This window comes from Streptomyces sennicomposti (genome assembly GCF_019890635.1).
GTDB classification, from domain to species: Bacteria; Actinomycetota; Actinomycetes; order Streptomycetales; family Streptomycetaceae; genus Streptomyces; species Streptomyces sennicomposti.
Genome location: NZ_JAIOAB010000019.1, coordinates 54645 through 67285, shown reverse-complemented (window position 1 = coordinate 67285; position 12641 = coordinate 54645). Strand labels below are relative to the sequence as shown.

7 protein-coding genes and 2 pseudogenes are annotated in these 12641 nt (G+C 74.2%); 5 read left to right on the top strand and 4 right to left on the bottom strand.

Features of this window, described 5'->3' with window-relative positions:
• Positions 1-619 precede the first annotated feature (619 nt).
• Both cyc2 and K7787_RS13750 read right to left on the bottom strand, forming a co-directional pair.
• Positions 620-2767 (bottom strand): annotated as a pseudogene (gene cyc2, locus K7787_RS13755) (germacradienol/geosmin synthase Cyc2); the annotation flags it as partial.
• A gap of 117 nt (positions 2768-2884) precedes the next feature.
• Positions 2885-3532: a ScbR family autoregulator-binding transcription factor gene (locus K7787_RS13750; RefSeq protein ID WP_164388587.1), complete on the bottom strand. Its 648-nt coding sequence runs from the start codon at positions 3530-3532 to the stop codon at positions 2885-2887.
• Positions 3533-3965: 433 nt separating this feature from the next.
• Here K7787_RS13750 and K7787_RS13745 point away from each other — a divergent pair, with 433 nt between their 5' ends.
• A complete protein-coding gene (locus K7787_RS13745) occupies positions 3966-4421 on the top strand; it encodes a tellurite resistance TerB family protein (RefSeq protein WP_009191277.1) in 456 nt (151 codons plus the stop codon).
• Between the two features lie 198 nt (positions 4422-4619).
• Here K7787_RS13745 and K7787_RS13740 read toward each other — a convergent pair whose 3' ends face one another.
• The gene (locus K7787_RS13740) at positions 4620-6326 is read right to left on the bottom strand and encodes an aromatic amino acid ammonia-lyase (protein WP_308036346.1); all 1707 of its coding nucleotides are present in this window, start codon (positions 6324-6326) and stop codon (positions 4620-4622) included.
• Positions 6327-6355: 29 nt separating this feature from the next.
• A complete protein-coding gene (locus K7787_RS13735) occupies positions 6356-7324 on the bottom strand; it encodes an ABC transporter substrate-binding protein (RefSeq protein WP_223001565.1) in 969 nt (322 codons plus the stop codon).
• A 336-nt stretch (positions 7325-7660) separates the two neighbouring features.
• Here K7787_RS13735 and K7787_RS13730 point away from each other — a divergent pair, with 336 nt between their 5' ends.
• From K7787_RS13730 to K7787_RS13715, 4 genes and pseudogenes are all read left to right on the top strand, one after another.
• Positions 7661-11050 carry a sensor histidine kinase gene (locus K7787_RS13730; protein WP_223001564.1) on the top strand — a complete coding sequence of 1130 codons (3390 nt, stop codon included), beginning with the start codon at positions 7661-7663 and terminating at the stop codon, positions 11048-11050.
• Positions 11047-11523 (top strand): roadblock/LC7 domain-containing protein, encoded by a 477-nt coding sequence (locus K7787_RS13725; protein WP_223001563.1) that lies wholly within the window; start codon positions 11047-11049, stop codon positions 11521-11523. Before K7787_RS13730 ends, K7787_RS13725 begins: the two co-directional genes overlap by 4 nt.
• Positions 11524-11558: 35 nt before the next feature.
• Positions 11559-11973 (top strand): annotated as a pseudogene (locus K7787_RS13720) (DUF742 domain-containing protein); the annotation flags it as partial.
• Complete coding sequence (locus K7787_RS13715; RefSeq protein ID WP_223001562.1) at positions 11963-12568, top strand: GTP-binding protein; 606 nt, start codon at positions 11963-11965, stop codon at positions 12566-12568. The pseudogene K7787_RS13720 and the gene K7787_RS13715, both read left to right, overlap by 11 nt.
• Positions 12569-12641: the final 73 nt, after the last annotated feature.

The window sequence follows — 12641 nt, the reverse complement described above, 5'->3', positions numbered from 1 at the left end:
CGCGCGGGGTTCAGCCGACCGGCAGGACGGGGGCCGGCGGATGGGCGGGCAGGCGGAGCGCCGGCGGGCCGGCCGGCGGGGCCGCCGCCGGACGCTGCTCCGGCAGAGCCGACGCCGACGGACCGACCGGCACGGGCGGACTGGTCGACACGGCCGGACCCTCCGACACAGCCGGACGGACCAGCGCCGCCGGCCTGACGCGCACGGCCGGACTGACCGACGCAACAGGACCGACCGGCACAGGGGGACTGGTCGGCACGGGCGGACTGGCCGATGCAGCAGGGCCGACCGACACAGACGGACTGACCAGCACAGCCGGACTGGTCGACGCGGCCGAACTGACCGGCACAGGCGGACTGGCCGACGCAGCAGGGCCGACCGACACAGGCGGACTGACCGGCGCGGCCAGACTGGCCGACGCGGGCGGGCTGACCAGCGCCGCCGGGCTGACCGGCGCGGCCGGGCTGACCGGCGCGGGCGGGCTGACCGGCGCGGCCGGCGTCGACGCGGCCGGCTCCGCCGTGCCGACCGGGACCGCCGGCACCGGAGACCGGTCGGACGCGGCCGCCGCCGCGGACCAGCCGGCCAGGGGCGGTGCCGGAGGGCGGACCGGTAGCGCCGGGGCCGTCGGGGGGCGGTCGGGGAGGAAGGCGTGGGCGCGGCGGGACAGCCACTCGTCCTTGTAACGGTCCACCTGCCGGTGCCAGTTCAGGATGCCCGCCATCCAGTTCTGCAGATCGGCGACATAGCCCTCCATCGCCGCACGGGCCTCCTTCGACAGCTCGAAGTCGTCGTACACGACGGGCAGTTCATGGGCGACGACATGCTCGAACTGACGCATGCGCTGGGTCATCAGGTCGTGGACGACGGCGAGCGCGGCCGGGTAGTCGATGCCGAAGAAGGTCTGCACGACGAGGATCGCGTTGTGGATCTCGCCCTCGTACTCGATCTCCTTCTGGTACGAGAACACGTCGTTGAGCAGGCAGGCGTAGTCGATGGCCGCGTTCTCCAGGGAGCGGACCGGGCCCGCGCGGTAGACCTCGGGCGGGATCGCCGGGCCGTACCCCATCCGGCACAGGCTCAGGGTGAGGTCGGAGCCGAAGGTGGCGCGCCGCATCTCCAGGTAGTCGACGGGGTCGGGGACCCGGTTCTGCATCTGGTTGGACAGCTCCCACACCCAGCTCTCGGTCATCGAGTCGATGGCGTGCTTCAGGGTGCGGCGCTGGTCGGGGGTCATCCCGGCGGTGGTGCGCGCCCACAGGTCGGTCAGCGCGCGCTCCATCGCGTCGAGGGGCACGAGCGCCTCCTCGCCGTCGACGGGCATGCACGCGGACAGCCGGGCCGTGGTCAGCTTCGCGGCGGCCAGGTCGCGGCGGTGGCCGTAGACCAGCGGGTAGTAGTCGTCGCCGTAGGTGCCGAAGGCGAGCCACTGGGCGCTGAGGTCGAGCGCCTCGGGGGTGGCGTCCGGGTCGATGCCGGCGGAGCACAGGGCGAGGTCGTAGGCGGCGAGCTTGTCCTCGTCCCACACGCCTTCCTCGAGGATGCCCATGCGGTGGCACCAGTCGAGCAGGGTGGCGCGGGCGCGGTCCAGGTGCGGGCTGAGCGCCAGCGGGTAGGGCATGCGGAAGTCGGGGAGCCGGGAGGGGCCGACCTTCTGGTACGGCACGTGGGTGTAGGCGCGCAGGCGTTCGACGCCGGCCGCCGCGAGCAGCGCGCGCACGTCGGCCGCGGAGGCGCCCGGTCCGGTGGGGCGCTGCCAGGGGTTGTCGGGGCGGGCGCCCTTGTTCATGTACCGGCTGGAGCGCAGGTGCCATTCGTGTCCGCCGGACTGCCAGTCCTGCAGGCCCTTGGTGTACGCGGCGACCGCCGCGATCTGGTCGGGGGTGAGGCCGTGCTCCGCCGCGAGGGCGGGGACCTCGGTGAGCGCGGTGTGCTCGAACTGGTGCAGCCGGGAGGTCAGGACGTCGTTGACGGCGTCGGCGGCCTCCTGCGTGGTGCAGCCGAAGAAGGTCTCCAGGACGAGGACGCCGTTGCTGTTCTCGCCCTCGTCCTCCACCTCGCGCTGGTAGGAGAACAGGTCGTTGCGCAGGTGCACGGCGTCGGAGAAGGTCTCCATCAGGACCCGCAGCGGCCTGGACCCGGCGACGACGGCGGGGACTTCGGCGGTCGCGTACTCCACGAGCCCGGCCGACCAGGGGGCGCCGCCGACCTTGCGGCGCATCTCGATGTACTCGACGGGGTTGGCGATCCGCCCCTCGTTGATGTTGGACAGCTCCCACATGGACTCGTTCAGCAGGTGCTCGGTGGCCAGCGCGAACCGCCGCCGCCAGTCCTCGGTCATCGACGGCACGGTGCGCGCCCACAGGTCGGCGAGGCCCGCCTCGACGGGATTCTGCGGCTCGGGCACGGGGGTGGCGAGGTCGAGCGGCATGAACAGGGGGAGCCGGTCCAGGTAGGCCTTGCCGCCGGCGCGGTCCTGGCCGCGCTTGAAGGTCTCCAGGAAGTGGTCGTCGAAGAAGAAGACCCACACGTACCAGTCGGTGATGAGGGAGAGCGCGGGTCCGTCGCAGTCGGGGTGGGTGTAGGCGCACAGCAGTCCGTAGTCGTGCGCGTCGAGGTCGGCCTGCTCCCAGATGCCGGAGCCCTCCAGCATGCCCATCTCGCGCGCCCACTGCGTGGAGTGGGCCCGCGCCTCGTCGAGGTGCGGGTTTAGCCGCGCGGGATACGGCATGTAGAAGTGCGGGAGTTCGAAGGGCTGCTGCGTCATGGCCCGGCCCTACCCGGGACACTCCGGCCGCATCCGCCCGCCCCCCGGTGATCACACCATCGCGTGAATCGGGCGCGAAAGGCCCCGGCGACAGGAGTGGCCGGGCAAGGCGGCGGGTCACACGGCGCGGGCCTCGCGGGCCAGTTGGGTGGCGAGGCTGAGATAGCGGGGGCGGCGGGGCACCGGGACCAGGCCGCGGATCATGAGGTGCCACATCTCGGTGATCCGGCGCGGCAGCCGCGCCACCGGCTCCAGGGGCCGGCAGGCGAGCCGGACGCCGACGAGGAAGGAGACGAGGGAGTGCGCGGCGGCGTGCACGTCGATGTCCGGGTGGACGTCGGCCTCCCGGACGGCGCCGAGGAGTTTGCGGGTGACCAGTTCCAGCCACTCGGTGAAGGGGTGGCGCAGCGGCGGGCGCACCGCGACTCCCCCGGTGACGAGGCGGAGTTCGGCGCGGGCGATCGGGTTCTCGACGGAGAGCCGGGTGAGCGCGAAGGTGATGCGCATCAGGGCTTCCAGCGAGGGGCAGCCGCGCCCGTCGACCTCGCGCACCGCCTGGCGCGCGGCCCGGGACTGCGCCTCCATGATGGCCTGGGCGAGGTCTTCCTTGGCCGCGAAGTGGAAGTACAGGGCGCCCTTGGTCACCCGGGCGTGCTCGGCGATGTCGCCGAGACTGGTGCGTTCGTAGCCGCGCCGGTCGAAGAGGTCGGCGGCCGCGGTGATGATGGCCGTGCGCGTCTGCTCGGCGCGTAACTGCCTCGGCATGGACAGAGCACTCCAGGGTGGTGACGCACGGGCGTGCAGTTCGTTTGCTGCGTACACACGATAACGCACCTCGCGAGAGTCCCGACAAGTGCGCCGCCAGGGCCAGTTGATCCGGCCATGACCTCGGTCGCCGTGTCCCGTCCGCCGCGTCGGCCACTCGCCCCGGAGCCGCGCCCGCGGTCGCGGGCATTTGCATTGTGAACAACTTCTGCGCGGACCGGAGGGGCGCCGCGCCCCGTGGAAGTCGCCCGCACGGCCACGGTGGTCCCGGCCGACCGACCGGGCCCGTGACACGGGTCGCGCGAACCGGTGGGCGGCGCAGGAACTTTTCCCGGCCGCCGCCAGTTTCTACGTTGCTGTAGAAACAGACCGGAACACGCACCACCCCCGTACGGCCCGTCCGTACGGGGCTGACACGACATTTGGAGAGCACATGGCCCTGTGGGACCGCATCAAGGACTCCGCGACGCAGATGCAGACCCAGCTGGTGGCGAAGAAGAACGACCTCAAGAGCGGCGCGTTCCGCGACGCGAGCATGGCGATGTGCGCGCTCGTGGCCGCCGCCGACGGCACCGTGGACCCGTCGGAGCGGCAGCGCGTCGCCCAGCTGATCGCCACCAACGAGGTCCTGCAGAACTTCCCCGCGGACGACCTGCGCCGCCGTTTCGAGGACAACCTGAACAAGCTGACCGCCGACTTCGCCTTCGGCAAGGTGAGCGTGCTCCAGGAGGTCGCCAAGGCCAAGAAGAAGCCGGCCGAGGCGCGGGCCGTCGTCCAGATCGGCATCGTCATCGGCGGCGCGGACGGCGACTTCGACAAGACCGAGCAGGCCGTGGTCCGCGAGGCCTGCTACGCGCTGGACCTGCCGCCGCACGAGTTCGACCTCTGAGGCACGGCCGCCGCACCGGCGGCACGGGACGGCTCCCGCCGGACGGCCGCACCCGGCGGCCGTCCGGGCCGGAGCGGTGCACCCCCCGCCCGGGCGGCGCGTCTCCGGCCCGGACGGCGCGTCTCCGGGCCGGGCGGCGCGTCTCCGGGCCGGGCGGCGCGTCTCCGGGCCGGGCGGCGCGCCGCCCGGCCGGGCGGCTCAGATCTCGGCCAGGGTGCGCAGCAGTTCCGTCGCGGCCGTCACGTCCGCCGTCAGCGGGCGGTCCTCGACGCCCGTCGGCAGCGCGGCGTCCGCGACGGTGAACGCGCGGACGGCCGACGGGTCCGGACGGAGCCGCAACGCCCTTACAGCGGTGACGAGTTCACAGGCCAGTACGGTGCCGTACGCGTCCACCGCGCGCAGGGTCTGCCGGGCCGCCTGGGAAGCGAAGCTGGCGGCCTCCTCCAGGCCGTGTGAGAGCACGGCGTGCCCGGCGGAGGCGGGGGCGGCGCAGTGGCGCAGTTCGGCCAGGGCCGAGTGGGCGGTGTACTCCAGGATCATCGTGCCCGAGCTGCTGGCCGGCCCCCCGGCGAGGAAGGCGGGCAGGCCGGTGAGGTCCGGGCGGCCGAGTGCGGTGAGGCGGGCGGCGGAGAGCTGCGCGGTCTGCAGGACGGCGAGGTTCAGGGCGTCCAGGGCGAGGCCGACCGGGGCCGCGTAAAAGCCGCCGTGGTGGTGGGCGGCGGTGCCGTCGGGGGCGATCAGCGGGTTCTCCGAGGGGCAATTGACCTCCGTCCCGACGATGCGACGCAGTGCTTCGGCGGCGTCGAGGGCGGGGCCGTGCGCCTGCGGGAAGGCCCGGAAGCCGAACGGGTCCTGGATCCGGCGGCCCGGCCAGGGCGCCGGGCCGGGCGCGTCCAGCAGCCGCCGCACCTCGGCGGCGGCGCGGGCGACCCCGGGGTACGGGCGCAGGGCGTGCACCTCGGGGGCGTACGCCTCCAGGGAGCCGGAGACCGCCGCGAGCGACAGGGCGGCCACCGCGTGCGTGGCCCGCAGCAGTACGTCGAGGTCGTGGCAGGCGAGCGCGGCCTGGGCGAGGGTGAGCGCGTTGCTGCTGAGCAGCGCGAGCGCGTCGCCGGGCCGCGGCACGACCGGGGCGGGCAGTTCGGCGGGGGCGGCGGTCTTCCGGTCGCGGTGCCAGGGGCGTTCGCCGATCAGGGTCAGGCCGGTCTGGGCGAGGGCGGTCAGATCGCCGGTCCCGAGGCCGCCGTACTCGTTGACCGCGGGGTGGACGCCGAGGCGCAGGGCCTCGGTGAGGGCGGTGACGAAGGCGGGCTGGATGCCGGAGCCGCCGGCCAGCAGCTGGTTGGCGCGGACGGCGAGCAAGGCGCGGATCTGCCGGACCGGGAGCACCGCGCCCGCGCCGCCCGCGTGGCTGCGCAGCAGCCGCAGCCCGTGCGCGGCCTCGTCCTCGGCGTCGACCGGGACCGAGCGGTGGGCGCCCACGCCGGTGCCGCGCCCGTAGAGGCGGCCGGCGGCGGCGAGCCGGTCGGCCGCCCGCCAGGAGCGGTGCGCCCGCTCGTACGCCTCGGGCGGGACGACGGGCACGGCCGTGCCGTCGGCGATGCGGACCAGTTCGGCCGGCTCCAGGCCGCGGCCGTCCAGGACGACCTCGTCCGGGGCCGCCCGGTCACGGTCGGCCCGGTCGCGGTCGGCCCGGTCCGCGCCGCCGCCCGGGGCGGCTTCGCCGTCGCCGTGCTCGCGGCCGGCGCCGGGGTCGCGGAACACGTGGACCGTCCCGTCGCCCGGAACCACGTAGACGTCGCCGTGGCGCGGGGCGGCGGAGTCCGGGCGGGCACGGCCGGGCCGGGCCTCCCCGCCGGGGGAGGCCGCGGGCGTCCGGTCCGTGCCGCCGGCGGTCGTGTCCACGTGCCGTGTCCGCTCGTGCCGGTGGCGGGTCAGATCAGTCCGGCGGACTTCAGCCAGGCCTGGGCCACGTCCATCGGGTCCTTGTTCTGCTGCTGCACCTGGGTGTCCAGGTCGAGCAGGGTGGCCGTGTCCAGCTTGGCGGAGACGGCGTTGAGCGCGTCCACGCCCTTCTGGTCGAGCGCGCTCTTGTAGACGAGCGGCTGGACGTTCTCGAAGCCGAAGAGGTTCTTCGGGTCCTGGAGGACGACGAACTTCTCCTTGGCGATGGTCGTGTCCGTGGTGAACAGGTCGGCGGCCTGCACGGTGTTCTTCTTCAGCGCCGCCTGGGTCAGCGGGCCGCCCGCGTCCAGCGCCTTGAAGGACTTGAACTCCACGCCGTAGACCGACTTCAGGCCCTCCAGGCCCTGGTGCCGGGTCTGGAACTCCGGCGAGCCGCCGATGACCAGGTCCTTGGCGGCGTCCTTGAGGTCGGCGATGCTGGACTTCTCGGTCAGGCTGTACTTCTTCGCCGTCTCGGCGTTGACCGTGACCGAGTCCTTGTCCTGCGCGGGCGCCGGGTCCAGCAGCGTCAGCTTCGGGTCGAGCTTGGCGTTGATCGCGGCCGTGGTGGCGGCGACCGACTGCGGGGCGGCGTCCTTGTCGAGGTAGGCCAGCAGTGCGCCGTTGTACTCGGGCAGCACGGTGATCGAGCCGTTCTTCAGCAGCCCGTACGTGGTCTCGCGGCTGCCGATGTTGGGCTTGTAGGTGACCTTGACGCCCTTGGCCTTGAGGGCCTCGCCGTAGATGTCGGCGAGCAGGATGGACTCGGCGAAGTTGTTGGAGCCGACGACGACGCTGTCGCCGCTCGCCTTGCCGCCGCCCTTGAGCGGGTCGCCGCCGGAATCGCCGTCGGAGGACGACGAACACCCGGCGACCAGTGCCGCGGTGGCGGCGAGCGCGACGGCGATCGCGCCGGTGTGCCTCGTGCTGGACCTGGTGTTCTTCGCGTAAGAAGTCACAATTCCCGTTCCGGGCTCAGAGATTGGTGAGGGCATGGCGGTGGCGGGTGCGCGCGGCATGCGGGTGCCGCACCGTACTGATCCAATCCAGCCGCTTCTCGGTCAGTCAAGGGCCGCCGGGTCACCGATTGGCTTCGATCGGCGGTCAGTTGTGAAGCTCGTACGGACGCTTCGTAACCCATTCTTGACATGGGACGAGCCGGGTCCGCCCGCCGGAACGGTAGATTTCACGGGAGTCGACGTCGGCCACAGCGGTGCGCAGGGGCCGCTTCGGTTGCCCACGCGTCATCGCCGTCACGTCCGTTCCGGGTGGGAACACCCTTCGAAGGAGGCCCGGTGTCCACGAGCCAGGTGGACGCGCCCGACCGGCCGGCCCCGCCGCCCACGCCGCCCGGCAGTCGCGGCATCCGGGGATTCGCCGACCGGTGGCCCTTCCGGCGCAAGCTGAACGTCCTGGTCGGGGTGCCGCTCGCGGTGGTGGCCCTGCTGCTCGCCTACCTCATCACCGACCAGGTCGGCCAGGCCCGGGACGCGGCCGCCGCGGCCCAACTGGTCCGTGACAGCGCCCAGGTGGCGGCCCTGGTGGACCGGGTGGAGGCCGAGCACCAGCAGGCCGTGCTGCTCTCCGTGCGCTACGAGGCCGCGGGCGCCGACGGCCGCCCCTCGCCCGTCGCCTACCGCCGGGCGCAGACCGCCGTGGACGCCCAGGTCGCCGCCGTACGGGAGGCGTTCGGCGACCGGCTGCCGGACACCGAGGCGCAGGCCCTCAAGGAGATCGAGGGCCTGAGCAGCCTGCGCGACACCATCGAGCAGAGCTACCTGCCCGCCGACAACATCGACCCCGCCTACACGGGCGCCGCCAGGTCCCTGATCGACGGTCTCGGCCTCGACCGCAACGCCGCGCTCGCGGCCACCTTCACCGGCAACCTGCTGGACTCCCTGCTGCGCGCCGACGCCGCCCACAGCTCCTTCGAGACCAGCGTCTTCTCGGCGACGACCGGCGACACCAACGCGCTCATCGAGTTCACCGCCGCGGTCGGCTCCTACGACCTGTATCTCCACCAGGCCGACCGCTTCGCCCGGTTCGCCACCGAGGAGCAGGCCGACCGGCTCTCGGAGATGGAGCACAGCGCCGCGCAGCGCGAGATCGCCGAGGCGTACGCCGAACTCCAGATCGACCCCAGCGGGTTGCAGGCCAACAGCCGCGAAGAGGTGCGGCGCACGTTCCAGGCGGCGCTCGCCGGTTACCGGGCCTATCCCGAACAGGCCGCGAACCGGCTGAAGATCGCCTCCTCGCTGATCGACGAGATCGCCGACTCCGCCGACGACGCCTCCTCCGACGCCTGGTGGCGGGCCGCCGCGCTGCTGGCCTCGGCCCTCGTCGGCTTCCTGCTGTGGCTCGCCTTCTCGGTCGCCGTACGCCGCTCGGTCATCCGGCCGGTGCAGGCGCTCACCGGGGCGGCGCAGGAGGTGTCCGCCGCCACCAGCCGGGAGCTGGCGCGGGTGGCCGACGACGACGCCGACGACGGCGGCCCGCCGCGGCTGCGGGACGTGCCGGTCACCGCGCGCGACGAGATCGGCGACCTCGCCGAGGCGTTCAACCAGGTGCAGACCACCGCCGCCGCGCTGCTGGAACGGCAGGTGCTCAGCCGCCGCAACATCGGCGAGATGTTCGGCAACGTCGGCCGCCGCGTCAGCAACCTGACGACACGTCAACTCGCGCTGATCGACGCGGTGGAGCGCGGCGAGACCGATCCCGCGCTGCTGGAGCGCCTCTACTCCATCGACCACATCGCCGTCCGGCTGCGCCGCAACGCCGACAGCCTGATGCTGCTGGCCGGCATCCGCGAGACGGTCCTGGACTCCGGGCCCACCGCGCTCACCAACGTGGTGCGCGCCGCGCTCGGGCAGATCGAGGGCTACCAGCGGGTACGGCTGTACGCCGAGACCGAGGTCATGGTGGAGCCGGACATCATCGGCGACCTCACGCTGATGGTGGCCGAACTCCTGGAGAACGCCGTGTCGTTCTCGCCCGAGGGGAGCACGGTCGAGGTCAGCGTGCGGCACGGCGGCGAGGGCGCGTCCATCGCGATCGCCGACCACGGTCTCGGGATGAGCGCCGAGCGGCTGGCCGAGGAGAACGCCCGGTTGATCCGGCGCGAGCGGCTGGACGTCGTGCCGACGAAGGTGCTGGGCCTGTTCGTGGTCGGCGCGCTCGCCCGTCGCTGGGAGGTGGGCGTCACCCTCTCCCGCACTCCGGGCGGCGGGGTGACGGCCGAGGTGCTGATCCCGTCCTCGCTGCTGCTGACGATGAGCGCGCTGGACGCCGCGGGTCCGGCCGCCCGGCCGGAATCCGCCGGCCGGGGCGCGGCGGACCGCCCGGCGCCCGGCGCGACCGACCGCCCGGCCTCCGCGACCACGGTGGCCTCCGCAACCGCCGAGGCCTCCGCCGCGAGTCCGCTCGCACCGAGCCCGGCAGCCGCGGAGACGGCCGCCAAGAGCCCGGCCCCTTCGGACTCGGCCACGCCGCAGGCGGGCGCGTCGGGCCTGGTGGTAGCGGCCTCCGCGGGCTCCGTCACCGCCGAGGCCTCCGCCACGAGCCCGGCCGCCTCCGGCTCGGCCGCGCCGAGCCGGGCCGTACCGGTTGCCGCGCGGGCGGCCGGAACGGACCCGGCCGAGGCGGACTCCGCCCCGCCGCTCGCGGGCGCGTCGAGCCCGGCCGTACCGACCGCCGTTGTGGAGGCGGGCACGGCGGACTCCGGTGCCGGGACGCCTCCGGCGCAGAGCCCGGCCGGCCCGCGTCCGGCCTCGCCGAGCGCGGCCACCGCGAACCCGGACGTCTCGGAGCCGGCGGCACCGACCACCGCCGCGACGCCGGACCCGACGGCGTCCGCCGCTGCGGCGGACGAGCATGCCCGCGTCGGTGACGGGGACGGCCAGGCACGTCCCCTCCCCCGCCGGGTCCCCCGGCGCGAGACCGCGCCCGAGGAAGGCGTAGGCGTCCCGGGCGGGCCGCTCCCGTTCATCCCCCGCGCCCGCACGGAGTCCATCCCCTCCGGAACGACGACCGTCACCGCACCCGGCACGACTCACGGCGCGGTACCCGGCACCACCCGCGACACAGCGCCCGGCCTCGCCTCCGGCACCACCCCCGCTGCCGCGCACGGCACCGCGTCGGACACCACCCCCGATGGCACGCCCGGCGTCGCCTCCGGTGCCGCGCCCGGTACCAACCCCGGCCACGCGCCCGGCCTCGCCTCCGGTGCCGCTCCGGGCAGCCTGCCGGGCACCGCGCCCGGTGGCACGCCCCGCACCACCCCAGGCACCCCGTCCGGCACCGCGCCAAGCCACGTGCCCGGCACCACTCCCGGTACCGCCCCAAGCCCCGTACCCAGCACCGCGCCCGGCACCGCACCCGGTGCCGGACCGAGCAGCGCCCCCGGTGCCGCCGCCGGCTCCCGGCCGCTCCGTCGGCGCGTGCGCGGTGCCACCCTGCGGACGGCCGCCGACAGTGCAGCCGCGCAGGCGGCGCGCGCGCCCGTGCCGCAGGCCGACGCCGACGCCGTGCGGTCCGCGCTGGAGGAGTTCGAGGCCGCCGTGGAGCGCGCCCACCGCGACACCGGCGCCCACCGCAGGCCCGAGCCGCCCGGCGCATCGGACGCCGCCCCCACCGACACCCCCCGTACGCAGCACCGGAACGACCTCCCGGAAGGAGCCGAGCAGTGAGCACGTCGACAGGTGACAACCCGACGGAAGGCGCCGCGCCGACCGATCTGCAGGCCGCCGCAGCAGACTTCACCTGGCTGCTCAACCGCTTCGCGACCGAGACGGCGGGCGTCGTCGACGCCATCGCCGTCTCCTCCGACGGACTCCTCATCGCCGTCTCGCAACTGCGCGAGCACGCCGACTCCGAGCGGCTGGCCGCCATCGTGTCCGGCATCACCAGCCTGGCCGTCGGCGCCTCCGGCAACTACCGCCTCGGCGCCCTGAACAAGGTCATCATCGACCTGGAGGGCGGCCACGTCCTGGTCTCCGCGATCGGCAGCGGCGCGGTCCTCGGCGTGGTCACCGACAAGGAGGCCAAGCTCGGCAACATCGCCTACGAGATGACGCTGTTCGCCAACCGCGCCGGCGCGGCGCTCAGCCCGCAGCTGGTGCTCGAACTGAAGAACAGCGTCGGCGCCGCGGCCACGCGCTGACCGGCCGGAGCCGGTCGAGGAAGGAAGAAGGACCCATGGCGGACGGCCCCGCGCCCCCGGGCCCCGACCCGGTGGGCCCCGCTCCCGCCGTGCGGCCGTTCCTGGTCACCGCCGGCCGGGTGGCGCCCACCGCGGCCGGCCGGCCGGTGCCGGTGGAGACCCAGGTGGTGGCCACCGTCGCCGGTCTCGCCGCGCTGGACGCACTCTCCTTCGAACAGCACGACATCGTCTCCGCCTGCCGCAGGCCGCAGTCCATCGCGGAACTGGCGGCCCGGCTGCGGCTGCACCTGAACGTGGTGCGCATCCTCGCCGAGGACCTGCGCGCCGCCGGTCATCTGACGGTGCACGTGCCCGACACCGGCGCCACCCACGACGCGTCCGTCCTGCGCAGGGTTATCGATGGCCTGCGGGCCATCCCCGACTCCCGGGGGGTTACTCCGTGACACCGACCGAACAACTCGTCCGCGGGGTCCCGGCGGGCGACCAGTCCGCCGTACGTCCGCCGCTGCCGGTCAAGATGGTGATCGCGGGCGGCTTCGGCGTGGGCAAGACCACCGCCGTCGGCTCCATCTCCGAGATCGAGCCGCTCACCACCGAGGCCGCCATCACCGAGGTCGCGGCGGGCGTGGACGACCTCACCCACACGCCGCGCAAGACCACCACGACGGTGGCGATGGACTTCGGGTGCATCACCATCGACCCGACGCTGAAGCTGTACCTGTTCGGCACGCCCGGGCAGGAGCGGTTCGGCTTCATGTGGGACGACATCGTGGAGGGCGCGGTCGGCGGGCTCGTCATCGTCGACACCCGGCGGCTGGACGACTGCTACGCCGCCGTCGACTACTTCGAGCACCGGGGCATCCCGTTCGCGGTGGCGCTCAACGCCTTCGACGGCCGGCTGGAGCACTCCCTGGAGGACGTCCGCTGGGCGCTGGACGTCTCCGAGCACGTCCCGCTGGTCGTCTTCGACGCCCGGGAGCGGGGCTCCGTACGGGACGCCCTGCTGGTGGTCCTGGAGTCGGCGCTGGCCGCGAGCGGCGGCTGAGGCGGCGGTCCGCCCGGGACGCCGGACGGGCCGTAGCCGGCCCCGCCCGACGGTTCGCGGGGGCGCAGGGCAG